The 26,986-nt window shown below is 47.6% G+C and carries 20 protein-coding genes and 1 riboswitch; of the genes, 7 read left to right on the top strand and 13 right to left on the bottom strand.

Translation table 11 applies throughout. The features are described from left to right. Window positions 1-78 precede the first annotated feature (78 nt). The 3 genes from N774_RS18180 to N774_RS18185 are packed head-to-tail and all read right to left on the bottom strand — an operon-like array spanning window position 79 to window position 2,496. Complete coding sequence (locus N774_RS18180) at window positions 79-924, bottom strand: hypothetical protein (protein ID WP_024860680.1); 846 nt, start codon at window positions 922-924, stop codon at window positions 79-81. A gap of 10 nt (window positions 925-934) precedes the next feature. Beyond that, window positions 935-1,978, bottom strand: coding sequence for a hypothetical protein (locus tag N774_RS0107680; protein WP_024860681.1), 1,044 nt, complete (start codon window positions 1,976-1,978; stop codon window positions 935-937). A 5-nt stretch (window positions 1,979-1,983) separates the two neighbouring features. Then, the gene (locus tag N774_RS18185; RefSeq protein ID WP_196231537.1) at window positions 1,984-2,496 is read right to left on the bottom strand and encodes an RNA polymerase sigma factor; all 513 of its coding nucleotides are present in this window, start codon (window positions 2,494-2,496) and stop codon (window positions 1,984-1,986) included. A gap of 508 nt (window positions 2,497-3,004) precedes the next feature. On the opposite strand from N774_RS18185, the gene N774_RS0107690 reads away from it, so the two are divergent. Further along, window positions 3,005-4,579: a flotillin family protein gene (locus N774_RS0107690; RefSeq protein WP_024860683.1), complete on the top strand. Its 1,575-nt coding sequence runs from the start codon at window positions 3,005-3,007 to the stop codon at window positions 4,577-4,579. Between the two features lie 282 nt (window positions 4,580-4,861). Continuing rightward, complete coding sequence (locus N774_RS0107695; RefSeq protein WP_024860684.1) at window positions 4,862-5,722, top strand: AraC family transcriptional regulator; 861 nt, start codon at window positions 4,862-4,864, stop codon at window positions 5,720-5,722. 41 nt (window positions 5,723-5,763) lie between these two features. Here the strand turns inward: N774_RS0107695 and N774_RS0107700 are convergent, their stop codons facing one another. The 3 genes from N774_RS0107700 to N774_RS19600 all read right to left on the bottom strand — a co-directional run bounded on the left by N774_RS0107700 (window position 5,764) and on the right by N774_RS19600 (window position 12,614). Next, entirely contained in the window at window positions 5,764-7,689 is a 1,926-nt protein-coding gene (locus tag N774_RS0107700) for a hypothetical protein (RefSeq protein WP_024860685.1), read from the bottom strand. A 1-nt stretch (window position 7,690) separates the two neighbouring features. Continuing rightward, entirely contained in the window at window positions 7,691-8,170 is a 480-nt protein-coding gene (locus N774_RS0107705) for an RNA polymerase sigma factor (RefSeq protein ID WP_024860686.1), read from the bottom strand. A 196-nt stretch (window positions 8,171-8,366) separates the two neighbouring features. Beyond that, complete coding sequence (locus N774_RS19600) at window positions 8,367-12,614, bottom strand: glycoside hydrolase family 11 protein (protein WP_024860687.1); 4,248 nt, start codon at window positions 12,612-12,614, stop codon at window positions 8,367-8,369. A gap of 538 nt (window positions 12,615-13,152) precedes the next feature. On the opposite strand from N774_RS19600, the gene N774_RS0107720 reads away from it, so the two are divergent. Next, window positions 13,153-15,072, top strand: coding sequence for a GGDEF domain-containing protein (locus N774_RS0107720; RefSeq protein ID WP_024860688.1), 1,920 nt, complete (start codon window positions 13,153-13,155; stop codon window positions 15,070-15,072). Window positions 15,073-15,122: 50 nt separating this feature from the next. Here N774_RS0107720 and N774_RS0107725 read toward each other — a convergent pair whose 3' ends face one another. The 5 genes from N774_RS0107725 to queA all read right to left on the bottom strand — a co-directional run bounded on the left by N774_RS0107725 (window position 15,123) and on the right by queA (window position 20,713). Next, entirely contained in the window at window positions 15,123-15,524 is a 402-nt protein-coding gene (locus tag N774_RS0107725) for a PaaI family thioesterase (RefSeq protein ID WP_024860689.1), read from the bottom strand. Window positions 15,525-15,700: 176 nt separating this feature from the next. Continuing rightward, a complete protein-coding gene (locus N774_RS0107730) occupies window positions 15,701-18,085 on the bottom strand; it encodes a hypothetical protein (RefSeq protein ID WP_024860690.1) in 2,385 nt (794 codons plus the stop codon). Window positions 18,086-18,114: 29 nt separating this feature from the next. After that, on the bottom strand, window positions 18,115-19,245 hold the full coding sequence (gene tgt / locus N774_RS0107735) for a tRNA guanosine(34) transglycosylase Tgt (RefSeq protein ID WP_024860691.1): 1,131 nt from the start codon (window positions 19,243-19,245) through the stop codon (window positions 18,115-18,117). Between the two features lie 39 nt (window positions 19,246-19,284). Further along, window positions 19,285-19,662, bottom strand: coding sequence for a hypothetical protein (locus tag N774_RS0107740; RefSeq protein ID WP_024860692.1), 378 nt, complete (start codon window positions 19,660-19,662; stop codon window positions 19,285-19,287). A gap of 19 nt (window positions 19,663-19,681) precedes the next feature. Then, window positions 19,682-20,713 (bottom strand): tRNA preQ1(34) S-adenosylmethionine ribosyltransferase-isomerase QueA, encoded by a 1,032-nt coding sequence (queA, locus tag N774_RS0107745; RefSeq protein WP_024860693.1) that lies wholly within the window; start codon window positions 20,711-20,713, stop codon window positions 19,682-19,684. Window positions 20,714-20,956: 243 nt separating this feature from the next. Beyond that, a riboswitch (Lysine riboswitch) is annotated at window positions 20,957-21,129 on the top strand. A 103-nt stretch (window positions 21,130-21,232) separates the two neighbouring features. Between queA and asd the strand changes: the two genes are divergently transcribed. The 3 genes from asd to dapB all read left to right on the top strand — a co-directional run bounded on the left by asd (window position 21,233) and on the right by dapB (window position 24,231). Next, the gene (gene asd / locus N774_RS0107750) at window positions 21,233-22,312 is read left to right on the top strand and encodes an aspartate-semialdehyde dehydrogenase (RefSeq protein WP_024860694.1); all 1,080 of its coding nucleotides are present in this window, start codon (window positions 21,233-21,235) and stop codon (window positions 22,310-22,312) included. Between the two features lie 118 nt (window positions 22,313-22,430). Next, window positions 22,431-23,321 carry a 4-hydroxy-tetrahydrodipicolinate synthase gene (gene dapA, locus N774_RS0107755; RefSeq protein WP_024860695.1) on the top strand — a complete coding sequence of 297 codons (891 nt, stop codon included), beginning with the start codon at window positions 22,431-22,433 and terminating at the stop codon, window positions 23,319-23,321. 160 nt (window positions 23,322-23,481) lie between these two features. Beyond that, on the top strand, window positions 23,482-24,231 hold the full coding sequence (dapB, locus tag N774_RS0107760; protein ID WP_024860696.1) for a 4-hydroxy-tetrahydrodipicolinate reductase: 750 nt from the start codon (window positions 23,482-23,484) through the stop codon (window positions 24,229-24,231). Between the two features lie 48 nt (window positions 24,232-24,279). On the opposite strand, the gene N774_RS0107765 is transcribed toward dapB, so the two are convergent. Both N774_RS0107765 and N774_RS0107770 read right to left on the bottom strand, forming a co-directional pair. Further along, the gene (locus N774_RS0107765) at window positions 24,280-25,947 is read right to left on the bottom strand and encodes a glycosyl hydrolase 53 family protein (RefSeq protein WP_024860697.1); all 1,668 of its coding nucleotides are present in this window, start codon (window positions 25,945-25,947) and stop codon (window positions 24,280-24,282) included. 25 nt (window positions 25,948-25,972) lie between these two features. Further along, complete coding sequence (locus N774_RS0107770; RefSeq protein ID WP_024860698.1) at window positions 25,973-26,620, bottom strand: nuclease-related domain-containing protein; 648 nt, start codon at window positions 26,618-26,620, stop codon at window positions 25,973-25,975. Between the two features lie 137 nt (window positions 26,621-26,757). Here N774_RS0107770 and N774_RS0107775 point away from each other — a divergent pair, with 137 nt between their 5' ends. Further along, window positions 26,758-26,976, top strand: coding sequence for a DUF378 domain-containing protein (locus tag N774_RS0107775; RefSeq protein WP_024860699.1), 219 nt, complete (start codon window positions 26,758-26,760; stop codon window positions 26,974-26,976). Window positions 26,977-26,986: the final 10 nt, after the last annotated feature.

The raw sequence follows: 26,986 nt of genomic DNA on the forward strand, positions 1-26,986 counted from the left end.
TCTTCTGCGTATATCTGCCGCCTGTGCAGAAAGGCTTCTCAGCTAACGCAGTCGATCGTCTTGTTTGTCCCCCTTGTTTCAGCTCCTTTTGGGTCTTTTATTATGCAGGAACAATGCAACTGCTCCTGCACTGCAAAGCGCCGTAAACATCAGTACAGGCGGCTTATCACCTGTATTTGGTGTGCTTTCGGCTCCTACAGTCTTTGTTGCTGACGCGGCATTTGTGCTCGTCGATGTTGTGGTCTGAGCATAAGCTGCGCTCTTGGTCTCCGTCGCTCTCTTGACCGTAGTCGAAGGAGCTGACGTTGTGTTCTTTGTTGTATTACCGTTAATACCTGCATCTGTTGCTTTCAGGGTAGTTGTCACCTTTGTTGTAGTGGTCAGCCTTGTAGTAGTGGTAGTAAGCTTTGTGGTGGTTATTCTTGTTGTCGTGGTTGTAGTAGGTGTTGTTGTAACAGGCTTTGCCTCTACCCACACTTCCGACGAAATATTCTCCGCCGTCTGAGTGTATGTTTCCGATTTGCCGCGGAGAGCTCCGTTGGCATAATGAACACATACGGCTCTGTAATAGTATCCTCCCTGAACATTGACTGTATAGCCGTCCAGATTGTAATACTTTGTATTCTTTGCTGTCTTGTCTCCGACAGTCACTTCGTCCTGCCAGTTCCTTCCGTCACTGCTTCGCTGTACTACTATATTCCTGAAGCCGACCTCGTTCATCTTGCCCGATACCTGAGTTTTCGCAGTTATCTCAAGAACTCCCTTAGCCGATGAGGAACATCTTACAGAACATTTTTCTATTAGTCCGATAGCCTTCTGATACTGCTCGTAGTAGCTGTTGTCCACCGATACAGCGTTCATCTGTACAGGTGCGCCCAACATCAGCAGACCTAAAAAGGCAGCTGTAATGTATTTCTTCTTCATTCCGCTGCCCTCACTTTTTTATGTATTCCGAGGGATACGGAATAAAGCTTTCGGCTATTACCTCAAGCTCATTATAACTTACTCCCGAGCCGTGGAGAGTATAGACCGTATTTTCGTAAACGAACACCGCGGTGCAGCTATTATCATCGCCCATGATGAATCCGCTTATCTCTCTGCCCTTGAATATATCGTAGGAATCATTGTCGCTGGGTATGAGCACATTTGGCATGAGCTCCTCAGAGTAGTAAGCTTCTATGTTTATATCCAGCTTTACCGAACCGTTTTCAAAGGTGAAATAGCAGTCGTTTGAGTCCTTCAGCTTCTCGTTATGGAAATCCGTGCATTCCAGATCACTGAGAGTATCAGGGAGCTGCGTTGGATAGCAGGGATAAACGCCTGCTTTATCTGCATTGGTGAGTATATCCAGCGCCATTGAACGTGCCGAGACATCACACCTGTTCACAATTGTCTCCATTGGAGTTTCGCTTATCCCCGGGATCGCAGCCGTTGTGTAAGCAGATGCAGCTGTAGTCGTCAAATTACCTGTAACAGCTGTATAAGTAGCCGCAGTAGTAGCCATTGCCCCTGTTACCTGAGTTGTATATACTCCCGCAGGTGCAGTAGTTGTTGTAGTCGTCATGCCCTCGGGAGGAGCAGCAGGTTCAAGGTCTCTGAGCTGATTGGTGTCTATGCTGAAACCTGACTTTGCCATATTTATCATTGTTTCAAAGACGTTTGATCCGTAGGTCCTGAGTGTGTAGAAGTTGAGGGCGACGCAGAGGGCGAAGCAGGCACTGAGTGTGGCTGCCCACTTGCGCAGCAGTACGATCCTGTGTCGTCTTTTCCTTGCTGCGGCTTCTGCGAGGACTTCTTCCGCAGAAACAGGCTGCGGAACTTCTTTGTCATTAATATCGACCATAGCGCAGGTGATTTTCTCAATGGCATCAAGATCACGCTCCTCTAAGGGTTTGGCAAGCTCCTCATTAAGAAGGGCTTGCAGATCATCAAGCATATTCTTATCCGAAAGCTTATCTGTGGTAGCTTTTTTCTTCAACGGTATCACTCCTTATCCATGATAGCGTCCGCAGACTTTTTCTCGGCGGCGCGAAGCTTCTTTTTAATCTTGTGTATCTTTCTGTAAAGTGCGGGCAGGGATAATCCCAGCCGTTTTGCCGCTTGGTTTCGTTGTCCGTAGTCGCTGTCGTAGTAGAGCTCTACAAGCTTTCGCTCATCGGGCTCAAGAACGTCCAGCAGGCTTTCATCGGTATCTTCAAATCCACCGCTGTCTGCGATATTCATTGCCTCGGTGCTTTCCTCAAGACTGACCGCAGGCGGGCTCTTGCGCAGAAATGTTTTTATCACATTGTCCGCCGTCCTGTAAAGCCACAGTCTTATATTATCGGTATCCTCAAGCCTTTCATGCTTTGAGAAGAATACCACAAAGACCTCCTGTGTGCAGTCCTCTGCGGAATGATAACTGTATCCGAGCTTTGCGAAGCAGTAGCTGAATATTTCACGGTAGTATTTTTCTATGATCAGCGTGCAATGTTCGGGCTCTATCAACAGCTTCACTTCCTTCCGCCGATAAGCTTCTCGTAATATAAATGCCACAAAAGAGCAAACTTTTTTCCGTTCAGCCTTATCTTTGTACGCCTGCACAAAAACTGCGGCATTAATTTATACATTATTGCCGCAGATGTACTATACTATTTTACCACTTTGTCAGCTTTATGTCAATCACTGCCTGAAAATCCGTAAAGTGCAATTTTTCGCGGAGTATGCCTGTTCAAAAACTGTAACCAAACTGTAATAATTAGCCAAAGAGGATAAAACTGAACCTGAGTTGCTTTACTGAGTTCTCAAAACTATTTAAAAGGTTCATGTGAACTTATTTTTGTGATATCAGCTTCTGTGCATTATGCATAAATGCAAGTTTATCTCTATACAGGCTGTAAACAATTGTGGGATATTGACAAAGCTATAAAAATAATATATAATACTATCATGCGGTCGAGATAAGTCGATCGCTGTAAAACAAGTGCTCCGCATAAGCACATCTTTCTATGATATGGAGGTTTATATGTTCGACAACATGAACTGGGGCGTAGTTATCCCCGCTGCAATTGGTATCATTTTACTTCTTGTGATCATATTCACAGGATACATAAAGGCTCCCCCGGACACTGCATACATTATATCAGGTCTGAGGAAGAAGATCATAATCGGTAAGGCAAGCATCCGCATACCCTTCTTCGAGCGTGTGGATAAGCTGAAATTACAGCTTATCGCCGTTGACGTAAAGACTTCAAGCGCTGTTCCTACTGCGGACTACATCAACATCAACGTTGACGCTAACGTAAACGTTAAGGTCAGTAGCGATCCTCAGCTCATCAAGCTGGGCGCTGAGAACTTCCTTAACAAGGACACAGCTTATGTTGCTAAGGTAGCAAGAGAGGTACTTGAAGGTAACATGCGTGAGATCGTTGGTCAGATGTCTCTTGAGGCTATGGTCAATGACCGTAAGGCTTTCGCTGAAAAGGTCCAGGAAAACGCAGCTCCCGACCTCAACAGAATGGGTCTGGAGATCGTATCCTTCAACGTTCAGAACTTTACCGACGACCAGAACCTTATCGAGAATCTCGGTATCGACAACACCACAAAGATCCAGAAGAAGGCTGCTATCGCACGCGCTGAGTCCGAAAAGGAGATCGAGATCGCCAAGGCTCAGGCTAAGAAAGAAGCCAACGACGCTAAGATACTTGCTGAGACCGAGATCGCTCAGAAGAACAACGAACTTGCTATCCGTCAGGCTGAACTCAAAAAGGAAGCTGATACACAGCTTGCTATCGCTGACGCTGCTTACGAGATCCAGAAGGAAGAGCAGCGTAAGTCCATCGAGGTTTCAAAGGCTAACGCTAATATCGCTGCATCCGAAAAGGACGTTGAGCTCAAGGCTCGCGAGGCAGAAGTAACAGAAAAGGCTCTCGAAGCTCAGATCAAGAAGAAGGCTGAGGCTGACCGCTACAAGGCTCAGCAGGAAGCCGACGCTAAGCTCTATCAGCTGAAGAAAGAGGCTGAAGCAGATCGTTTCCAGCGTGAGCAGGAGGCTGAGGCTCAGAAGGCTGAAGCTGAAGCTCAGAAGTACGCCAAGATGCAGGAGGCTGAAGGTATCGCTGCTGTAGGTAAGGCTGAGGCGGACGCTATCCGCGCTAAGGGTCTTGCTGAGGCTGAGGGTATCAACGCTAAGGCTGAGGCTATGAAGAAGTACGGCGAGGCTGCTGTGCTTGAAATGTACTTCAAGGCTCTTCCCGAGGTCGTTAAGAACGCCGCTACTCCTCTGTCACAGGTCGACAAGATCACAATGTACGGCGAAGGCAACTCCAGCAGACTGGTCGGCGACATCATCGGCTCTACTACAAAGATCACAGACGGTCTTACAGAAGCTACAGGCGTTGACATCAGATCACTACTTGCAGGCTTCCTCGGCGGCAAGATGGCTGCTCCGAAGGCTGCTCCCGCAGCTGCACAGGACAGCACTGATAACGGCGAGTACGTATACAGCTACGATGAAAACAGAGACGCTCAGGATTATCCCGACGAAGATACACAGTACTATACCGACAACAACTCTGACGACAATATGCCCGAGATCTAAAAAACTGACTTTTCCCCCGATGATATGCGGTCATCGGGGGTTTTTGTCGTATTGCGGTAATATGGCTGTAATATGGCAGTATAAAACTGACATTTTGTCTTTCCATATTGCGCAAAATTTGGTTGGTCACTTTGTATAGTTTTCACAAAGTTATACAAAAAGCATTTACAAAATACGGCATATAGATTATAATGGTATTAGCACAAAAAATAAACGCATGAAAAAAACAGCAATATTTGGTCAAAACAGTTGCTGAGCAAGCCTCAGAGGGGGGCGAAACAAATGATAAAACATCTTTCGGGTGACTTTGAGACCGTTGAGTATGATACACAAAAATACGCCATGCTCTACGACAACGTCCAGAATGAAGAATACCCTGTTCACTGGCATAACGCCGTTGAACTCATTATGCCTATCAAAAATGAATATACTGTTACTGTAAACGCTGTTGATTACCTCGTGCCCGAGAATGACGTTCTCATTATTCCGCCCGGCGAGCTTCACGGTATGCCCGCTATCCCCGGAAGACGAATCATTTTCCAGTGCGATAACAGCATCCTCGGCGAGATATCAGCTCTCGAGCCTGTAATGCGCTCATTGAATATGCCTGTCCTCATCAATGGGGATATGGACAAGGAGCTTCATGTGCTGGCTAAAAAAACTATGCTGGATATACTTTCACTGTATAACTCAAAGTCCGAGCTGGCTGATGTAAAGATATACGTCAAGGTCATCGAGCTGTTTATGGCGCTCCGCGAGTTCCAGCTGGAACAGCAGAAGATAGTTATGGACTGCGACGACGAAAAGATAGACGAGTACAGCGAGAAATTCGGTACTGTCCTCAAGTATATCGACAACAACTACATGTACGATATCACGTTGGAGCAGCTTGCAGATGTTGCAGGCTACAGCAAATACCATTTCTCACGTATATTCAAGCAGTACAACTCCATGTCGTACTTACAGTATATAAACGCAAGGCGTACCAAAGCGGCAGAGCTTCTCCTGCTCGACCCGAGCATACCTATTACGGAAGTTGCTATGCGCTCGGGCTTCAAGAGCCTGACCACATTCAACCGTATCTTCAAGGAGATAAAGCACTGCACCCCAACAGACTTCAAAAAATTATACGCACTCAGATAAAAGCAGAACGCACATCTTACGATGTGCGTTCTTTTTCCCTCTCAATCTATACCATAGAGCATATAGTATACGCCCTTGATAAGCTCATCTGCATCATGCAGTCTGTATACTCTCGTATCAAAACCGTGCTCATTGTAGCTTCCCGCTGAATAGAGAGCGATATACTGCCTGTCCTTGGAAACGGATATATCCTTTTCAACGCGTTCTTCATTTGAGATCATAATAAAGGATTCGCCGAAATACTCTTCAAACTCATCGGAGCCGTAGCCCTTCCACATATCGGGTACAAGGTCTTCGTCTTTGAGCTCATAATTCTCAAAGAAGCTTACAAGCTGCTCTTTCTGTTCTGCTGTCAGATCTGTATCTGTAAAGTCATTACCGTCTGACAGGTAGAGCCTGAAATCGTTTCTCTCGTCGTGTACAACATCAAGGATATTCCTTTCTGTGCCGAGATTCTGATCAACCCATTCCTCATTTGTATTATCTTCTCCGAACTCCAGCTTTATTCCGAATACTTCCGCAAGATCACTGTAGATATTCTTATTGTCACACTTGAAGAACCTCCAGTCGCTGTCGGTGATATTACCGCTGTCATCATAGGTCCTGCTGTAAATGCAGGCAATATTTGGATATCCCACAGAGATAACATCAACGCTCTTACCCTCAGTGCAAGTTACAGTAAAGTCGTTCCTGTTGGGAGTTATTATCCAGCCGAAATACTCCCCTGCGCCGTCAAACTCATACCATGTCTGTGAATTGAATATATCGGCGATCTTCTCACGCTGCTCTGCTGTAGCTTCGGTATTGTAGATAGAAAACGGAGCAACGTCGTAAGCCTTGGCAAGTATCTCCGCAAATGGCGAATCATTGCAGAGAGTAAGCTCTTTTTCTGTCGTTTCGCCCTTTAATATCGCCATAAAGTCTCTGTCAAAGGCTTCATAATCTACGCGGTAAAGCTTTACGGATTCTTGTTTAAGTTCTTCCCTGTTTCCTGCCACTTTATTAACTTTTGATACATTATAAACTGCAAGTCCCAAGTCATTAACAACAAGACCATATACTTTGTTCTCAATCCTCCACTCAAGATAATGAAGCTTGACCTCGCTCTCACTCTTTTCTTCCTCGGTAAGCTCGTCGGCAGAGATCTCCTCGCCCCAAGCAAACTTGTTAAGGAAGTCGGAGAGCTTTGCGCGCTTATCGTCTGAAAGATCGTTGTATTTGCCGTCGTTTGCGTTAAGGGTATAATCGAATGTAGTGAAATCTCCGAACGGTGTAGGAGCTTCGTCTGCCTTAGACAGTATCTCCATAATTCCGCTGTCAAAGGCGTCAAAGTCTATCTTGTAGCATCTGCTGTTCTCAGTGATAGTCTTCTGTGCTCCTGTCTCGAAGTCCATCATGCTCTCCTGATATGTTACAAAGCCGCCGTCGAAAATGTTGATATTGCACTCGATAGGAGGTGTATCGCCCTTTGTCCATTTGATATTATAGATCTGACCCTCAATGTCCTGATCGGGAGTTCTTGTCTCATACTCTTCAAGCTCGCTGCCCCAGTTGAACTTATTAAGGAAGTCGGAAAGCTTTGCGTATGTCTCGATGGAGTAATTGCCGTACATACCGTCCTCTGCGTCAAAAGTGTACTCAAATGTGCTGAAATCTCCGAAGGGACAGCTTCTGCACTCGGAAACTTCGCTGCCTGACATATGACTGCCATGCTGTCTGTGAAGGAATACTCCCGTAGCACCAAGTCCGCTCACAAGTACCGCACAGGCTGCAACAGCACTGATAGTCCTGATTATACGGCTTCTCGGGTCAACACGTTCTGCGGAGCTTACAACGTCGATATATCCGTCATTATTGTCACTATTCGACCTGTTTCTCTCCGCGTTCTCGCAGGCATTTATTATACGCTCTTTCATATCGCTCGGCATTGTTATCTTATCTGCCGCTTTTTTAAGCTTTTTATCCATATTACATATACTCCTTTCTGTATTTTTCCTCCAGCAGCTTCCTGCCTCTTGACAGGCGCATTTTCGCTGCGGAGACGCTTATTCCCATGATATCTGCTATCTCGTCGATCTTGTATCCGTCAATGTAAAAGAGCATCAGAGGTGTCTTATATTTCTCGGAAAGCTCCATAAGAGCGTCCAGTATCCCGCTTTCCTCTTTTTCTATAGCATAGGTGAGAAGAAGCTCCTCACTTTCTGTCTGATGTCTTGAACGATATCTCAGCATATCACGGCATTTGTTTGTGGCTACAGTGATGAGCCATGCTTTTTCGTGATCGCCGTCATTGAATTCGGGAGACTTCTGTATGTATTTTATAAAGGTCTCCTGAACGGCGTCCTCTGCGTCGGCAGAGTTCCTCAGCGTAAGCAGACAGATCCTGTACAGCATATCGCCGTATCTCTCGACCGCCTCGCGAGCGCTGCCGCATTTTTGCATCTTCATCAGCTCCTTTCACTATACACACGCATGGGAGTATATTATGGTCACATATTAGTATAACATTTTTCAGAAAAAATGAAAAGACAGTCGATTTGCACCGACTGCCTTTCAGGGGATATTAAAATTTGGAGAAATCTTAATTAGGTGTGCCGACCACCGATTCTGTGATCGGCACATTAGTTTTGACTTTGCTTAGTGATTAAGCACGTGTATGAACCTGACCGCCTGCAAGTGTCTTGCCGTGAGCCTTTGCCATGTCAGAGATGTTTACGTTCTGGTAACCATTCTGTGCCAGCCAAGGAAGAACCTCTTCCATAGCTGCTGCTGTTGTCTGGTAGTTCTCGTGGCAGAGTACTATAGCACCCTCAAGTGAGCCGTTCTGTGCAGCCTGCTTGATTGTGTTTACGATCTGATCCTTAGAAGCATTGTTCCAGTCCTGAGTGTCGATTGCACAGCTGATAAGCGGTACATCGTTAAGAGCTGACTGAACTGTGCCGTTGCTCTCGAGATATGGAAGTCTCATAAGCTTTGAAGGATCTGCGCCGATGATGCTCTTGAGCTTGCTGTTGCACTGCTCCCACTCGCTTCTGATCTGCTGTGAACCGAGCTGACCGAGGTGTGGATGTGTCTGAGTGTGGTTAGCAACTTCCATGCCTTTCTCATACTCATACTTGATCTGCTGCTCTGTCTTGATCCAGCTGCCTACGTTGAAGAAAGTAGCTGTCATGTTGTTCTTAGCAAGAGCATTTATGATTCTGTAACCGGGATCGTTTGTGCTTGTAGCTGAAGCGCCGTCGTCGAATGAGATAGCGCAGAGCTTCTTGCTTGTATCAACCTTTGGCTTGTCGTTATTGTTGTTGTTATTGTTATTATTATTGTTGTTATTGTTATTGTTATTGTTGTTGTTATTGCTGCTTCCGCCGCCTGTTACTTCAAGTGAAAGCTTTGATACGTTTGCCTTACCGCTGCTCTCCCAACCTTCTACGTTGAGTGCAACTTCTGTCAGGTTACCGATATCCCAGCCTGCATCTGCCCAAGCCTTGAAGTGGTCTGATACTGTGATAGTACCTGATGTTCTCTTGGACTTACGAACGCTGAAGTACTGCTTGAAGTTTCTTGACTGGTTGTCAAGGATTGTAGGACCATAGTGGTCGAGTGTGAATATCTCATACTCAGCACCGTCAATTGTAACGGTCTTGCTGCCGCCCTGAGCTGTTGGACGCCAGTTTACCCAGTCCTCAATGATGTAGTACTCTACGAGAGGATCTGTCATCCAGCCGTATACGCAGAGTCTTGAGTTACCCTGTGAGCTTGCTGAATAGTCAGCTGCGTAATCAAGTACGATCTTACCGCAGTCTGTAGCCTTCTTTGTACGGTCAAAATCCATACCGCGGCGAGCGAGGAAGTTACCCTTGGAAACCTGTGCGCTCCACTCTGTGTTGAATGTACCGCCTTCGCCGAGTGTCATTGAACCGCTTCCGCCGGTATTGTCGAGCCAGATCTCATAGCTGTAGCCATCGCTGGTGCCCTTGTACTGGTTCTTGCCGTTGCCGACGCTGAACTTCTGTCCGTTTGCTGTTGAGCCCTTAGTTGTTGTGGGCTTAGTTGTAGTAGGCTTAGCTGTTGTTGTTGTAGCCTTTGTAGTTGTTGTTGTCTTGGGAGCCTCTGTAACAACTGTCTTGATGTTGTCTGAATAGCTCTCAGGAAGCTTTGAAACTGTACCTAAGAGGTACTTCTGGATAGCGAGAGCATCGTTAGCAGTAATACCGCCGCCGGCTTCGCTTACGTCAGCATTATATGCGCCTACCTCGCTGAGTGAATACTTGTTGGGGTTAGCGAGACACTGCATGATGAATACAACGTCTGCCATATCTACGCCGCCGTCCTTGTTAGCATCGCCCCACTTGGAAACCTTGGAGTTAAGAACTTCCTTGAGATCCTGTGTAACAGGAGGAACAGTTGTTGTAGCAACAGTTGTAGTAGTTGTTGCCTTTGTTGTAGTAGGAGGTGCTGTTGTTGTTAATGAAGGTGGATCTATCTTGCTTGCAAGAGCTACGATGTCATTGTAGAATGACTTAGGCTGATAATTGCTGAATGGAAGTGGTGAACCACCGTTCTCACGGTATCTCCAGCTTCTCTCATCTGTTGTACCCCAGAGAGTTACAGTTGAGATGTTAGCTGCATGCTTCATAGCAACCTCAAAGATCTGAGGATAAAGCTTATCATTTGTACCTGTGCTGTTTGTGATATCCAGCTCTGTGATCTGAACGTCAAGACCGAGTGATTCGAACTGCTTTATAGCTGTCTCAAACTCGCTTGCTGAAGGATATCTTGAATCAAGGTGAGCCTGCATACCGATACCGTCGATATAGTCGCCTTCCTTCATGACTGTCTTAGCCATGTTTACAAGATCCTTTGTCTTAGCGCTCATGTACTCGTTATAGTCGTTGAGGTAGAGCTTACAATCGCTTGGAGCATACTGTCTTGCATACTTGAATGCATTTACAACGAACTCTGAGTTGCCTTCGCCGTATACTCTTACCCAGTTGGAGTTGCTTGCAGGTCTCATTCCGCCGCCGTCGTTAACGAAGAGCTCGTTACATACGTCGTAAGAATGGAGTTTAAGGTTAGGATAGTTGGTCTTGAGCTGAGAGAATGTATTCTTGATCATGCTCTCAAGTCTCTTGTTCATTCTGTCCTTTGAAACATAGCTGCCGTTCTCCTGGAACAGTGAGCTTGGAGTCTGGCTGTACCAAACGAATGTATGGCCACGAACGCCGATGCCGTTCTGCTGTGCAAACCTCAGTATAGCATCTGCTGATGAAAGGCTGATGTTTACGTTATCGCCGTTAACTCCCTTAACGATGGAATCAGGCTTCATTTCGTTCTCACAAGTTACTGAGTTGTAGTTCTTCTTGATGAACTGCTGAGCCTGCTGATTGCCGATCTCATTACCGCTTACTGATGTACCGAGACGGAAGTATGGTCCCATGATATCCTTGAAGCCATTACCGCCCTTTTCGTATGTATAATCAAGATTCTGATGTGCGCGAACTCCTGTGCCGCCTGTTGTAGTGCCGCCGCCTGTTGTTGTCTGACCGCCTGTAGTTGAACCGCCGCCTGTTGAGCTGCCTGTATCGCCTACCTTGCCCTGTCCTGTTACAACAGAGGACTTCTTGCCTTTCTCGGAAACCTGAACTGCGTCTACATAGAAGTCGAAGAGGTCACCCGAGCCCTCAGGAGTCTCGATATAAAGGAGCATATCGCCTGAGTTTGAAGGGATTGTAAACTCTGTATTCTCGAGCTTTGTCCACTCGCCGCTCTTTGTGCTTGCCTCAGCGATCTGTGTGTAAGATGCGCTGTTGCCGTCGCCCTGCTGGAGTGACATCTGGATGGTAGCTGGGCTTCCTGAGTTCTGAAGAACTGCAGCGCTGAAGCTGTATGTATTGCCGGGTACGAATGCGTTTGAATCAAGAGCGATAGCGCAGCCGTTCCACTCATTCTCTCTGCCTGATACATAGAGTGACTTGCTTCCATCATAGTAGTTGGAAGAATTTGTAGTAACAGAAGCACTTCCTCTGCCGTCCCAGCTGTCTGAGCCGCTCTCGAATGTGCTTGTGAAGTAATTGCCGTCTGAGTCAGCCTTTACTGTCTGAGTAGGTGTTGTTGTGCTGCCGCCGGTAGTTGATCCGCCGCCGCCGGGAAGTCCGTTCTCATAAACAGCGAGGCTCTTTACATTAGCAGATCCGTTGGATCTGTAGCCTTCGATATTAAGTGAAACCTCATAAAGTGTACCTGACATATCGAGACCTGCCTTTGACCAAGCGTCAAAGTGCTTGCCTACGTGGATAGTACCCTTCATGTTGTTCTGTGTGTTGTTTCTTGATCCGCTTGTCTGACGGATGCTCCAGTACTGAGGGAATGTTGCAGTACCGTCAAGAGATGGCTGATTGTAACGCATTGTCTTTGCAATGTCGTATGTATTTCCGTCGAGAGTTACTGTGCCTTTTCTCTCAGCGCCGTTTCCGGGTGGACGCCAGTCGCCCCAGCCTTCAACGATGTAGTACTCCATAAGAGGATTTCTTGTCCAGCCGTATACGCACATATACGAATTTCCTCTTGGTGTGTACTCAACATCATAAGTAAGAGTGATGTCAGAGCCTATCTGACCGTATCTCTGCTTCTTGCTGTCGTAGTTTTTGCCCATACGAGCCAGGAAGTTTTCGATGTTGCTCCATGAGCATGTGAATGAGCCTGCGCCGGGATTCATTGAAACCTGACCCTGACCGTTCTGATTCCACATTTCGTAATCGAAACCGCCGATGTTGCCGCGTGTCTGCTGATCAGCACCGTGAACAACTGCTGCGGGGATCGAAGGTACACTTGAAGCAACCATCATTGCAGTTAAGCCTGCGCTGACGATCTTCTTGAATGCGCCTTTTTTCATGTTGATCATTCCTCACTTTCTAAATTTGTAAACATAGTAAAGATTTTTCCCTTTTCTCGCTCAGGAAAAGCGCTGAGACTCTCTTCAGTCCCACGTCCCTCCTTTTCCTCAGCTTCTGTTATCATTTTATTACATTTCTGTGAACTATTCAAGTCAATTCTTGCTAACAATTTTTGTGCTTGCTCATTTTTTGCTTTTTTTGTACATTTTCAGTCACACATTTCCAGGTTTTTTATACACTATTGTTTTACCGCAAAATATTGGCAAACGCAAACTCGCTAAATCCCACGCTAAATATCACTTTTGTGTCGCTGTGTATTAATATTGTCTTGGAGCCGATTGGCATGACCTATTGTGCTTATATTAATAAGAAGATAATATATAAAGATTTTGACTTTATGCACAAACATTTGCATCGTTTCATGTGAGTTTATACAAAAATTCTTTTTTACACATAAATTTCATACTTTGTTCTCTTTTTACACTTTCAAAATGGTATAATATAATTAAACTATATTATGCAAAAGAGGGGGATATAATGGATAAACACAAGACCAAAAAGATCGTTGTTGTTGTTTCCGGTCTCGACGAGGAATATCAGCACAATGTTTTTAAAGGCATCAATACCTACGCTTATGCCAATAATCTGAATATCTCCTATGTTGCAGGCTTCGGCGGAATGGTGGGAAGCGCCACCTTTGACATCGGTGAGAGCAGTATCTATAACCTCATCGATTACACTAAATTCGACGGTGCAATACTTATGACCAACACCTTCGGCGACACCAATATGCGAAACAGCATTTTCAGAAAAGTCGTCGCCGCAAATATCCCCGCAGTTGTTTTTGAGAACCACGAAAATTCGGATTTCTACGATATAAGCATAGACAATTTCGGCGTTATGAAGAAGCTGGTCAGCCATATTATCCGCGACCACGGCGCCAAAGTGATAAACTACGTTTCGGGGCCTCTCGGCAACCCCGACGGCAAGTCCCGCTACGAAGCATTTGTCAGCACTATGGAGGAGAACGGTCTCACCGTTGACCCAAAGCGCGTATTCTACGGTGATTTCAAAAGCTACGACGGCAAAATGGCTGTGGACGCCTTTGTGGAATCGGGGCTTTCTCTCCCTGACGCATTTATATGCGCAAACGACAGTATGGCTCTTACCGTTGCTTCGTCGCTGGAAAAGCTGGGACATAAGGTGCCCGACGATATCATGGTCACAGGCTTCGATAATACTTTCAGCGCACGTAATTCAAGTCCCGCTATCACATCGGTAAAATGCCCTCTTTACGAAGTTGGACGCACTGCCGCCGAGATACTTTCCAATGTAATTGACGGAATTCCCCAGCCAAAGAGCACTATCCTCGACGCCGAGCCCGTTCTCACGGAGAGCTGCGGCTGCAAGAGCTCAAGCACCGACGAGCTTGTAGAGTACAAAAAGCTCACATACCGCAAGACCGAGGATACAAACAATAATATCCACATGATAAACCGTCTTACGGCAGGTCTTGCGGAAGCTATGACCTCCGATGAATATTTCAATGTTATAGCCAGTCTTATCGGCGAGCTTGACTGTGAGAAATTCACTCTCTGTCTAAGCGAGGACTGGCAGGACGATTACGCATCAGTAAGTGCTCCCGAGGATCCCGATTATTACTCGGAATACATGAGCGCTCCCCTCATCTGGGATAAGGGCGAACGCAGAAAAATAGGCTATTTCCAGAGCGATGAGATGTTCCCCGAGGGCTTTGAGGAGCGGGGCTGTGTGAACTACTTCCTGCCACTGCATTACAGCGACCGCTGCCTTGGATATTACATATTCACCAACAGTGAGTTCCCCACCTACAGTCTGCTCTGCCATACCCTCACTATGATACTCAGCAACTCACTTGAAAATATCCGCAAGCTCTTCCACCTTAACAAGGCAAATGACGAGCTCAACCGCCTGTATGTCATCGATCCGCTGTGCAATATCTATAACAGAAACGGCTTCTATAATCTGGCAGACGATGTATTCAGGGAGTGTGCTGCCGAGGGCAGACAGATAATGATAAGCTTCATCGACATGGACGGTCTGAAGTTCATCAACGACAACTACGGCCACAACGAGGGCGATTTTGCTATACAGCGGCTTGCCAACACTATCAGCAGCTGCTGTGATCCAAACTGTATATGCGCACGCTTCGGCGGTGACGAGTTCGTATACTTCAATCCCAACGCAAGCAGGGGCGACGCAGTTGCATTCACCAAAAGGATAACCAAGTCTCTTGAAAGTCTCAATAAGCTGGTACAGAAGCCATACGTCATTTCCGCAAGTATCGGAAGCGTTATCACTGTTGCAAAAAAAGATGACACTCTTTTCAGCATCATTAAAATGGCTGACGACAAGATGTATGAGATCAAAAAAGAGAAAAAGGCTGCAAGAAAATCCGAAAAGCTATCAGAAAAATAAGAAAAGCCATGGAGCATCAGGTGCTTCATGGCTTTTTTCTGTATGACTTGTCACGCTTTTCTGAACCCCACGCACTGAACAGCGGCAACAGGATTTCCAAGCTCGTCCTTTATGTCCACATTGTAGCAGCAGATAGTCCTGCCGTCCTTTATGAGCTTAGCTTCTGCGATAATGCGCTCGGTCTTGGGCACTCCGATAAAGGATGCGTCGCAGTTGAGTCCGACTACGCCGGGCTGCTGCCAGTTGGAGGCAACGGCAAAGGCGAAATCCGCAAGAGTGAAGTATACTCCGCCCATTACGCCGCCCATGGCGTTTTTGTGGTGTTCGTTGATAACAAGGCTGCACTTTGAGTAGTGGTCGCCAAGTTCATCTATAACTGCGCCTGTTTCCGTAGCATACCTGTCGCCGCGGAATAATTCGCGCACTTTTTCAAGTTCTTCATTTGTTATCATATCATTCTCCTTTTGAAAATCAAAAATTATGTTTGTAGGGGCGGATAATATCCGCCCATGATACAACAAAAAATGCGGGGCGATGTGGGCATCGCCTCCTACAATATAACTGCGTACCTGCGGGCGGCGGAACGCCGCCCCTACAAGCTAAAGGCTAATGGCTAATAGCTAACGGCTCAAGACCAGAATGCAAATATGCGCTGTACGCTGTAAGCCATTTCGGGATAGCCCAGATCAAACGCATCAAAGCGGAACATCTGATTGAACGCCTGTACTCCTCCCACTATCAAAGCCCACATAGTCGCAAACCACATGAAGCCGAATACCAGCCGCTTTTTGGTCTTATCGGAAAGTCGGTCATAGAGGAAGAATATTATTGCAAACGCTCCGAGAAGAGACTGCCATGCAAAATCCACCATGTAGCGCACTGCGTAGCCGCTCTCCCAGACGGAAGCGATTATGCCGAAGGGTATCAGCAGACAGGGTACTCCGATATATACAGCCGTCAGAAGCTTCTTTCTTCTGCCGCGGAGCTGCTTCAGCGCCCTGTATGACAGGAAGTAGGCAAACATAGGCAGCGCAAGGAAGAAAAGTCCCGAGGTATTGCGTGTTGACGCGAGGTCTGCATAGAAGAAGCCGCCTGCGTTGAGGAACTGGAATTCCGTGCTTATATTCGGATATGTCATGGAGAATACGGGGGGATTGAACATATAGTTATATATGGGCACAAGGGAAAGTCTCGGGTGGAACTGTGTCCTTGTGAAGTCGTTTATGGTCAGTGAATACTGTATGCCGAATTCAAAGGGCGAGCCGAAACGATCGTAGTTGTACCACATCTGCACACAGCCTATACATACCATGGGAAGAAGTGCGCAGAGCAGATAGCTGAACTTCCGCGAGCCTGCCTCGGGCTTCTCGCCCTTTTTATTTGTGCCTGCCGCTCTCGGGACTGCAAGGAGCATGAACGCGCCTGCTGTGATACAATACAGCACCAGTGTAGGTCTGCACAGTACCGCTATGGCAAAGAGCAGCGACGAAACAGCCGTGCGTGACAGCACAGGGCGTTCCCCGCCGATTATGTTGGCGGACAGCATGAAATATACCGCCCACGTCAGCGTCGCAAAGCCTGCCGACATGGCTATCTCATAGAACATGGGTCTGCCTATGCTGAACCATATGCCGCTGACCACCTGTATTATTATAAGCCCCGCTATGGCTATGCCTGTGGGAGTTTTCGGGAACAGCTTTTTCAGGAACTCCCTGTAGAGCTTGGTAAGTCCGATGATACCGATGAGCGCGAACAGAAGCACCGCCATGGAATCAGGGAAATAATATCCCGTCAGCTTATGATACGGCATAAAAACCAGCACTACAGGCGCTATGCCGTAGTAGCTGTAGTACTGACCGTCATAGTAAACGTGGTCCCACTGATACTCGATACCAGAGCTGTCACGGGCGTCGCCTGTATAGGGAGTCTCAAACTCGTTGAACTTTTCGCTTGGCTTTTTGAGCAGGCTGGTGCTGCCTGCCTCAAAGGCGTCAACAAGCTCCTGAGTCATCTGATTTCCCGAGGTGCGCTTCATTATGTCGGTTATGGAGTAGTTGTCCAGCTTAACGAAAGTAGTGACTACTGCAGCAAGACAGGCTGCATCGGTTATGAGAACAGCTGCGATTCGGAAAATGCGCTTGTTCTTGGAAATGCTCTGCTGCATGCTGCGGCTGTTCATCATAAGCTGCCAGAAAACTATGCCGAAGATAATGAGCAACAGTCTTGCCCATGATATGTCCATGGGTATCTGATGGTTAAGACCAATGCCCTTTACCAGTATAGCTCCGCTGTTAAAGGGAGACACGGATACTTTCAGCTTGCTCACATCTCCCGAGAGATGCAGCTGTACGTACTGTGAGTGAGGACGCTTGATAACCGGTCTGCCCTCTGCTATGACAGGTCTGTAATCCACTCCGCAGGTCTCGTCCATAGCGTCTATGGAAACGTCTGCCGCCTTGGTCTGGGTGTCAAAGTCAAGGTCAACGAAAACATCTGCTACCTCGAAGTTTATATTCTCAAGAGTGAACACCGAGGTCCTGTCACCGCGGACGGCAAGCTCGCCTGTATCGGCATGGAAATTGGTATCCTTGCTGTCTGCGCACTCATCGGCGGAGAAGTAAACGCTCTTATAGCTGCCGAACCACATACGGAATGTGGGGATATTGAATAAAGTGGTCTCAAGGACTGCCGCTATGAGCACTGCCTTTATCAGCCACACTGCCGAATGGTATCTGCGCTTTTTGTTCATGGTACAGACAAGTGCGGATATGCCCGCTGCACAGCCGAGAACCATGAAAGCTCCCGAATATGCTCCCATATTGATTATGTGAAGGAACTCGGCAGCTGCTATGAACGCCAGAAGAACTGCCGCGCACAGCGACATTCTGCGTATGGCTGCAAGCCTTTTGCTCACAGGCTCCTTTCCTGTCAGGTCGCTCTTTGTTTCCTGCAAAAAGACCGCGGTCACAGCGACAGAGACCGCAAACATTAAAATAAAAAGAAATGTTTCCATATTATCTCCATTTTTTCAGAGCAGGGCTCTTATATTCTTGTTGCGAGAAGCTGCGAGTATTTGCCGCGGAACTGCTCAAATCTGTCCTCGTCAATGGCTTCCCTGATCTTCTCGGTAAGAGTATTGTAGAAATAAAGGTTGTGCTGTACGGCAAGTCTGCCTGCAAGCTGCTCATTTGCTTTGAAAAGATGTCTGATATAAGCTCGGCTGAAATTACGGCAGGTGGGACAGTCGCACTGCTCGTCCACGGGACGCGGGTCGGTCTCGTAGCACTTATTGTTCAGGTGCATTATGCCGCTCCATGTGAATACTGTGGCGTGACGGGCATTTCGGCTGGGCATTACGCAGTCAAACATATCCACTCCCCTTGCAACGGCTTCGATGATGTTTGAGGGAGTTCCAACGCCCATGAGGTAGCGGGGCTTGTGCACGGGCATGTAAGGCTCTACCACGTCGATTATGCGGTACATTTCCTCGGTAGCCTCTCCTACGGCAAGTCCGCCTATTGCGTAGCCGTCAAGGTCGAGCTTTGCAATGTCCTCCATGTGCTTTATGCGCAGGTCGTCAAATGTGGAGCCCTGATTGATGCCGAAGAGCATCTGGTGCTTGTTTATGGTATCGGGCAGGCTGTTGAGCCGTTCCATTTCCTCCTTGCAGCGTATGAGCCAGCGTGTGGTGCGCTCTATGGAAGCCGCCACATATTTATAGGGGGACGGGTTCTCGATACATTCGTCGAAGGCCATGGCGATTGTGGAGCCAAGGTTGGACTGTATCTGCATGCTCTCCTCGGGTCCCATGAATATTCGGTGTCCGTCGATATGGGAGGCGAAGTAAACGCCCTCCTCCTTTATCTTGCGGAGCTGCGCCAGCGAGAACACCTGAAATCCGCCGCTGTCAGTGAGTATGGGCTTGTCCCAGTTCATGAACTTGTGGAGCCCCCCCATCTGCTTCACAACATGGTCGCCGGGGCGCAGGTGAAGATGATAGGTGTTGCAGAGCTCCACCTGTGTTTTCAGCCCTTTCAGGTCAACGGAGGAAATGCCGCCCTTGATAGCCGCAGCAGTACCCACATTCATGAAGCATGGGGTCTGGAATGTGCCGTGGACGGTCTCGAAAGTACCTCGTCTGGCTTTATTGTCGGTTTTAAGAAGTTTGAACATAGCTTCTCCTTTTACATAAAATCAATTCGGGATAACATATCAGTCAAGGTCGAATTCCTTGCCGCTGTCGGGATTTCTGTCCTCACGGCGTCCGTAAAAGCCGATAAGCTCGCCGTTTGTATTTCTTATGGCGAGGATATACATATCCATATTGTTCTTCTTGTCATGGAGCGCGAACACCTTGTTGTTCTTTGTATCCTCCTTGAACCACTCAACGCTCATGACCACCTTGCTCATCATTTCCTCGTCCATAATTGTGGAAAGAAGCCTTCCCGTTATGGGTGATATGGAAGAATAATAGCTGAGCGCCGCAGGATTTTCGTATATTATCCTGTAATCAAGATTACAAAGGACTATCGGTCCCTCCTCGGAATCGATTATTCCCTTGAAAAAGTCAAAAAGTTCTATTTCAGTCATTTTTATCTCCTTAAAAAAATTATAATATGCACATACTGTCGCCGAAGCTGAAAAAGCGGTAGCGCTCCGCAACAGCCGTCTTGTATGCGTTCATAGTGTTGTCGTAGCCCATGAATGCGGAAACCAGCATAATGAGGGTGCTCTCGGGAAGATGGAAGTTTGTGATAAGTCCATCTATGCACTTGAACTCATAGGACGGATATATAAATATGTCGGTGTAGCCGTCGTGCTCGGAAATATCTCCGTAAAAAGTGGCTACACTTTCAAGAGTACGGCATGTGGTCGTGCCTACAGCGATCACTCTGCCGCCGTTTTTCTTTGTCTCGTTTATCAGATCGGCTGTCTCCTTGGGGAGATAGTAGTGCTCGCTGTGCATTTTGTGGTCGAGGACGTTGTCCTCCTTTACGGGGCGGAACGTTCCAAGTCCCACGTGAAGCGTCACAAACGCCGTCTTTATGCCCCGTGCGCGCAGGTCGTCCAGCATCTCGGGAGTGAAATGCAGTCCTGCTGTAGGAGCTGCCGCAGAGCCCAGTTCACGGGAGTATACCGTCTGATAGCGCTCGCGGTTCTCAAGCTTTTCCTTTATGTAAGGCGGCAGCGGCATCTGTCCCACGTCTTCAAGAGCCGTGAAGAAGTTGCCCTCGCACTCGAACTGTACGATACGGTTGCCGTCGTCCTTGACCTCCACTACCTCAGCTACCAGCCTGCCGCCGCCGAATGAGAAGCGTGTGCCAACCTTGGCTTTTTTGCCGGGACGGCAGATTATCTCCCAGCGCTTGTCCCCTTTCTGCTCCAGCAGCAGGAACTCAATAAAGGTCCGGTTGCCTATTTTCTCGCCGTAGAGCCTTGCAGGGATAACTCGGGAGTCGTTCATTACCAGCAGGTCACCCTCTTTGAGATGCTCGCATAGATTATAGAAGTGGTCATGAGTTATCTCCCCCGTTTTACGGTCAACGCACATCATGCGTGAGGCGTTTCGCGGTTCTATGGGAGTCTGAGCAATGAGCTCCTCGGGAAGCTCATAGTAAAAATCGGATTTCAGAAGTTCCATTAATATCTCCTTTTGTTTAGCCTTTAGCCCATTGTAGGGGCGGATATTATCCGCCCGAAATGTAGGGGACGGCGTCCTCGACGTCCCTTGTAGGTGCTGATTTCTACATCAGCACCTACAAAATTAAGCAGAAACGCGGGGCGATGTAGGCATCGCCTCCTACAAGCTAATGGCTAATAGCTAACGGCTGAAATAAAATTTTCAAGAATGTATTGACAATAGCTGATTTACGTGCTATTATAGTTACAAGGTAGAGGCGCGGCTGCGAATAGTACCTGTACACGGGATAACCGATCCTATGGTGTTCAGCGAAAGGCAATGCCGCCGAAGAGCTGTCTTTGGTAAATTCAGCTCTGGCTGCACACTCAACAGGTTTGCAGCTGTCATCATGCTTTTGATGGAGAGCTATCGGCATATTTTATATATGATATGTCAACATTTCTATTATAACGCATGATGAGCCGGTTTGCAACCGGTTTTTGTTATTTTATGGAAAAAATTTTTTAAGGAGAGGTAAGTATGAAACAGTACAACGTAGGTATTATAGGCGCAACGGGCATGGTAGGACAGAGATTTGCAACTCTGCTGGAGAACCACCCGTGGTTCAATGTAAAGGTGCTGGCAGCTTCACCGAGAAGCGCAGGTCAGACATATGAGCAGGCAGCAGGCAGCCGCTGGAAGATGGCTGTTCCAATGCCCGCAGCTATGAAGGACATGGTTCTTCTCGACGCTACAAACGATATCGAGAAGATCGCAGGCATGGTGGATTTCTGCTTCTGTGCCGTTGATATGAAAAAGGACGAGATAAAGGCTCTGGAAGAGGCTTACGCTAAGGCTGAGTGCCCTATCGTTTCCAATAACTCCGCACACAGATTCACACCCGACGTTCCTATGGTAGTGCCTGAGATAAACCCCGAGCACCTCGAGATCATCAAGGCTCAGCGCGAGAGACTCGGCACAAAGAGAGGATTCATCGCAGTTAAGTCCAACTGCTCGATCCAGAGCTACGTTCCCGCACTCCACCCACTGAGAAAGTTCGGTCTGAAGAACGTTCTGGCTTGTACTTATCAGGCTATCTCAGGCGCAGGCAAGAACTTCGAGACATGGCCTGAAATGGTCGATAACCTTATCCCATTCATCGGCGGCGAGGAAGAAAAGTCCGAGCAGGAGCCACTCAAGGTATGGGGCGAGATCAAGGGCAATGAGATCGTAAAGGCTACAGCTCCCAATATCACAACACAGTGTCTCCGTGTTCCAGTATCTGACGGACACACAGCTGCTGTATTCGTAACATTTGAGAACAAGCCCTCCAAGGAAGAGATACTCAAACTGTGGGCTGATTTCAAGGGCGTTCCTCAGGAACTCCAGCTCCCAAGTGCTCCCAAGCAGTTTATCCACTACTTTGAGGAGGACAATCGCCCACAGGCTAAGCTTGACAGAAACCTTGAAGGCGGTATGGCTGTTTCAACAGGTCGTCTCCGCGAGGATACACAGTACGACTACAAGTTCGTATGCCTTTCACACAATACATTAAGAGGTGCAGCAGGCGGCGGCGTTCTCCTTGCTGAACTCCTTGCAGCAAAGGGCTACTTTGACTGATCAGGGAATCCCTCGGCACAAATGTAGGGGCGGATATTATCCGCCCGTAACAACAATTACAAATATACGCGGAACGCCGAGGGCGGCGTTCCCTACACTTCCGAAAGGAGAATAAACCATGAAGAACACAATTTTCACCGGCGCTGCCATTGCAATAATTACACCAATGAACGCTGACGGTTCTATCAATTACGACGAGCTTGGACGCGTTATCGACGACCAGATCGCTAAGGGCACTGACGCTATCGTTATCTGCGGCACTACAGGCGAGTCCGCTACTATGACAGACGACGAGCACCGCGACTGCATCAAGTTCGCTGTAAAGCACACCGCAGGCAGAGTTCCTGTTATTGCAGGTGCAGGCAGCAACGATACACACTACGCTGTTGAGCTCTCCAAGGAGGCTGAGGCAGCGGGTGCTGACGCTCTGCTCCATGTTACTCCTTACTACAACAAGGCTACTCAGAAGGGACTTATTGCTCATTTCACAGCTATTGCAGACGCTGTAAATATCCCGATCATACTCTACAATGTTCCAAGCAGAACTGGCTGCGGCTTCGACGTAGCTACTGTTAAGGAGCTTGCAAAGCACAGAAATATCGCTGCTATCAAGGAAGCAAGCGGCAACATCAGCTATGTTGCTAAGCTGGCAGCTGCCTGCGGCGATGATATCGACATCTACAGCGGCAACGACGATATGGTAGTTCCTATCATGTCACTGGGCGGCAAGGGCGTTATCTCCGTAGCTTCTCACGTTATCCCAAAGGAAATGCACGATATGGTGCAGCTCTGCCTTGATAACAACTTCGCAGAGGCTATGAAGCTCCAGATAAAGTACCTCGACATCATCAACGACCTGTTCATCGAGGTTAATCCCATCCCCGTAAAGGAAGCTATGAATATGCTGGGCTGGAATGCAGGTCCATGCCGTCTGCCTCTCTGCGAGATGACAGAGGAACACACTGCTAAGCTCAGAGCTACTCTTGCAAAGCACGGACTCATTAAGTAATGCGTAATAAAAATTGAGAATTAAGAATGAAGAATTGAGAATGAATGTGTTCGCTTCGCTCACAGATCCAAAAATTTTTCATATCCGTCCCCGTAAGGGGACACCGTAATTCTCAATTTTCAATTCTCCATTCTCAATTAAAAGGAAAGGGACGGTAAAAATGACTAATATTGCTATTGGCGGCGCTAACGGAAAAATGGGCAAGAACATCTACGGCTGCGTAAAGGAGCGCGAGGACTGCGAAGTCGTTGCAGGTATCGATATCTACACCGAGCAGTACGCTGACTTCCCTATCGTTGAAACTCCTGCACAGCTTCCCGTAAAGCCCGATGTTATCATAGACTTCTCAAATCCTGCTCTGCTTGACGGACTCCTTGAATACTGCCTGTCCAACGGAACTCCCCTTGTTATCGGTTCTACAGGCTACAGCGACGCTCAGATAAACAAGATAAAGTCCGCTGCACATCAGATACCCATATTCTTCACATTCAATATGTCACTGGGTATCAATCTCCTTGTAGAGCTGGCAAAGAAGGCTGCTTCCGTACTGGGCGACCAGTTCGATATCGAAATAGTTGAGAAGCACCACAACCAGAAGATAGACGCTCCAAGCGGTACTGCGATTATGCTTGCAAACGCTATCAATGAGACACTTGATAACTCCAAGCACTATGTCTACGACCGCCACTCACGCCGTCAGAAGCGCGAGAAGAACGAGATCGGCATGCACGCTATCCGCGGCGGCACTATTGTAGGCGAGCACGATGTTATCTTTGCAGGTCACGACGAGGTCATCACCCTTTCCCATTCGGCAGCTTCAAAGGCTGTATTTGCGGAGGGCGCTGTTAATGCAGCAATGTTCCTCAAGGATCAGCCCGCAGGTCTCTACGATATGTCACAAATGGTATGATAAAAAGTTATCCCCCTCATATGAGGGGGATTTTTTATCTGTAACTCACTAAAATTCCCTTGTTGTGATCGTTCTGTGTCCCAGTCCTTCTACTGGATACCCGAGAATATAACGCTGAAGTATTATCAGATCTGCTACATTGCATTCTCCGTCATTATTCAGATCATTATTCAATGTAACTTTTATCGGTTCTTCACCATTCGCAACAAGCAATTTACGTAAGGCTACCATATCAAAAATATCCACTGTATCATCATCATTGATATCACCTACGTAATATACAATAACAGTCTCTATGGGTTCTTTAGTGGTAACAGGCTCTGTGGTCGTAACAGTAGTAGTCGTAGTTGTCGTTGTAGTGGTGCTTGTGGTCGTTGTGGTTGTAGTTGTCGTGCTTGTTGTAGTCGTTGTTGTCGTAGTAGTTGTCGTCGTTGTCGTAACAACAGGCTTTTTCTGAGGATAGATGTTCAGGAACAAGTCCAGAGACTCCAGAGGCTTGCCGTGAAAATCGAAAAGCGCCTGATTATCAAAGGAAGAGCCGCCTGACTCAGTAACGTCCTTGTCGTAGCCCTGAGCATATTTTGTAGCCCAGCCTGTTCCGTACTTGTCCCAGAGCTTCTGCTGCTCGCTCTTGGAAATATCAGGAACTCCCAGCCATGCAGGCTCCCAGTAGAATACGCCGATACCGTGTCCGTTGCAGTTTGCAATTGTCCGGAAAACGTCAGTTACAGCCTTAGCCTGTCCGTCAACGGAGATATCGTATCTAAGGTCAACACCTGTGGAATACTTTGAAACACTGTTGCCGAAGTTATCGCCGTCATCGCTGGTGTAGGGATAAGCAGTCTCAACTACCATGACGTACTTGTTGTACTTATTGCCGATGTCAGTGAGAGTCTTTTGCAGGTTGTCCAGGGAGCCGTGCCAGTATGAATAGTATGAGCAGGCAAAAATATCGTAATCAAGTTTACATTCGTTCATTACCTGAGCATACCAACCGAAGTGTCCGTTGCCTGCGTTGGCGAAATGATGAGCAATGAGGATATCCTTGTTATAGTCGCGGACAGCCTTTTCGCCGCTGGAAAAGAGGTCGCATATCTCGTACATATCCTTTTCACCGCAGAAGAAGCACTCGGTCTCGTTGCCTATCTGCACCATGCCGATATCGCTGCCGTTTTCGGTGAGGTACTTCACTACCCACGATGTCCAGTTGTAGATCTCGCCCTTGAGCTTATCATGGCTGTGTGGCTGCCAGTATTTGGGACGAGTCTGCTTTGCAGGATCTGCCCAGAAGTCGGAATACTGAATATCCGCAAGGAGCTTCATACCGTGGTCTGCGGCACGCTTGCCTATCTTTGCGGCAGTTTCAAGGTCATTGTGACCGCCGCCGTAGGTGTTGCCGTTATCGTCGTGGGGCTCGTTCCAAATCCTTACGCGGATATAGTTGACACCGTGCTCCGCAAGGGTCTGGAAGATGTCCTGCTCAGCGCCGTTGTCGTTGTAGAACTTCACTCCTGCCTCTTCAAGGGAGATTATTGAGGATATATCCACACCGCGGATAGGCTCGCCGCCGTTGATGCGGCTGTCGAAATTATTGAACGTTACCGAGCTTATGTCAGCTGCCTCTGCTGTCTTTGAGGGTGCCATGTCTGTGCGGAACGCTGAGGGAAAAGCTATGAGTGCTGCCACTGCAAGTACGATGAACCGTTTGATCTTCATAGTAAACTCCTTTCATCATGTAATGTCAGTCATTTTTCTTGCGTGTTTTTATCCATGCCTTTTTGAGGGGATTCTTTACCTGCATATCGCTGAAATAGTTATACAGCACGTCCTGATTGCAGCCTGCGTCCTGAAGAGAACCGTAGAGCTTTTCAAGTCCTTTGAGGTCGGTGCCTATCTCCGACGGGAAATCGATGTCCTTTGCCGCAAAGACCACCGCTCCTGTTACGGGAGTCTTCTCAAAGCCGCCTTTTTTCAGATGATGTACAACATTGTCGATATGGGTCTTGTTCTGCATCTGTGGGTTATAGAACTTATGGGTCTTGCTGCCTATGGTATGGGTAAGGTTCTTGCCGCTGCCCGTGACCTTGCCCGAGATACCCTTAGTCTCCACAACAAGGACTCCGAAGCGTCCGAAAACAAGGTGATCGACCTCGCAGGCTTTGTTGTAAAGAGGCAGGTAAGCGTTGTTTATGATCCTGATATGGTCTTTTTTGCCGAGCTTTTTAATGAATTTTGCCACCCTGCGCTCAGCCGCTCTGCCCTTGCGCTTTCCCTTGCTGAAATGGACGCAGATGTAGAGAACCAGCAGCAGTACCGCAATTGCAGCAGCTGCAATGAGTATCCATGTTTTTTTGTCGAAATCAAATAATGCAATATTTTCAAAAGCCATAATTTTCTCCTTCCAAAATGAATAATCACGGGATATGCGGCGATAATAGCTTTGTACCGCTGAAACTCGGATCTGCCGAAGTCAGTGGTCGTCGGCGCATGAGCGCCGTAAATCCCGAACAAAGAGGTGTTCTCAATATGTGGGACAAAATTGCTCTTATTCTTCTGATAATCGGAGGAATAAACTGGGGATTGGTCGGTATATTCGAGTTTGATATGGTAGCATGGCTTTTCGGCGGCGCTGCAAGCGTCATCAGCCGTGCGGTCTACATTCTCGTTGCTATCTCGGCAGTATGGTGTATCTCTCTCCTTTTCCGAAAGGACGAGGAGCTCGCCGTGCAGAATATCGACCGATAGACCTGAATGC

The sequence above is a fragment of the Ruminococcus flavefaciens AE3010 genome (assembly GCF_000526795.1).
Lineage (GTDB): Bacteria > Bacillota > Clostridia > Oscillospirales > Ruminococcaceae > Ruminococcus > Ruminococcus flavefaciens_D.

What these genes read in the sequence shown, in the direction of transcription:
- N774_RS0107720 (WP_024860688.1), top strand. Translation starts at nt 13,153, where the DNA reads ATGGATAAACACAAGACCAAAAAGATCGTTGTTGTTGTTTCCGGTCTC.
- dapB (WP_024860696.1), top strand. Translation starts at nt 23,482, where the DNA reads ATGACTAATATTGCTATTGGCGGCGCTAACGGAAAAATGGGCAAGAAC.
- N774_RS0107730 (WP_024860690.1), bottom strand. Translation starts at nt 18,085, where the DNA reads ATGGAAACATTTCTTTTTATTTTAATGTTTGCGGTCTCTGTCGCTGTG.
- N774_RS0107700 (WP_024860685.1), bottom strand. Translation starts at nt 7,689, where the DNA reads ATGGATAAAAAGCTTAAAAAAGCGGCAGATAAGATAACAATGCCGAGC.
- N774_RS0107705 (WP_024860686.1), bottom strand. Translation starts at nt 8,170, where the DNA reads ATGAAGATGCAAAAATGCGGCAGCGCTCGCGAGGCGGTCGAGAGATAC.
- N774_RS18180 (WP_024860680.1), bottom strand. Translation starts at nt 924, where the DNA reads ATGAAGAAGAAATACATTACAGCTGCCTTTTTAGGTCTGCTGATGTTG.
- queA (WP_024860693.1), bottom strand. Translation starts at nt 20,713, where the DNA reads ATGGAACTTCTGAAATCCGATTTTTACTATGAGCTTCCCGAGGAGCTC.
- N774_RS0107740 (WP_024860692.1), bottom strand. Translation starts at nt 19,662, where the DNA reads ATGACTGAAATAGAACTTTTTGACTTTTTCAAGGGAATAATCGATTCC.
- N774_RS19600 (WP_024860687.1), bottom strand. Translation starts at nt 12,614, where the DNA reads ATGAAAAAAGGCGCATTCAAGAAGATCGTCAGCGCAGGCTTAACTGCA.
- N774_RS0107765 (WP_024860697.1), bottom strand. Translation starts at nt 25,947, where the DNA reads ATGAAGATCAAACGGTTCATCGTACTTGCAGTGGCAGCACTCATAGCT.
- N774_RS0107690 (WP_024860683.1), top strand. Translation starts at nt 3,005, where the DNA reads ATGTTCGACAACATGAACTGGGGCGTAGTTATCCCCGCTGCAATTGGT.
- N774_RS0107775 (WP_024860699.1), top strand. Translation starts at nt 26,758, where the DNA reads ATGTGGGACAAAATTGCTCTTATTCTTCTGATAATCGGAGGAATAAAC.
- N774_RS0107770 (WP_024860698.1), bottom strand. Translation starts at nt 26,620, where the DNA reads ATGGCTTTTGAAAATATTGCATTATTTGATTTCGACAAAAAAACATGG.
- N774_RS0107725 (WP_024860689.1), bottom strand. Translation starts at nt 15,524, where the DNA reads ATGATAACAAATGAAGAACTTGAAAAAGTGCGCGAATTATTCCGCGGC.
- N774_RS0107695 (WP_024860684.1), top strand. Translation starts at nt 4,862, where the DNA reads ATGATAAAACATCTTTCGGGTGACTTTGAGACCGTTGAGTATGATACA.
- asd (WP_024860694.1), top strand. Translation starts at nt 21,233, where the DNA reads ATGAAACAGTACAACGTAGGTATTATAGGCGCAACGGGCATGGTAGGA.
- dapA (WP_024860695.1), top strand. Translation starts at nt 22,431, where the DNA reads ATGAAGAACACAATTTTCACCGGCGCTGCCATTGCAATAATTACACCA.
- tgt (WP_024860691.1), bottom strand. Translation starts at nt 19,245, where the DNA reads ATGTTCAAACTTCTTAAAACCGACAATAAAGCCAGACGAGGTACTTTC.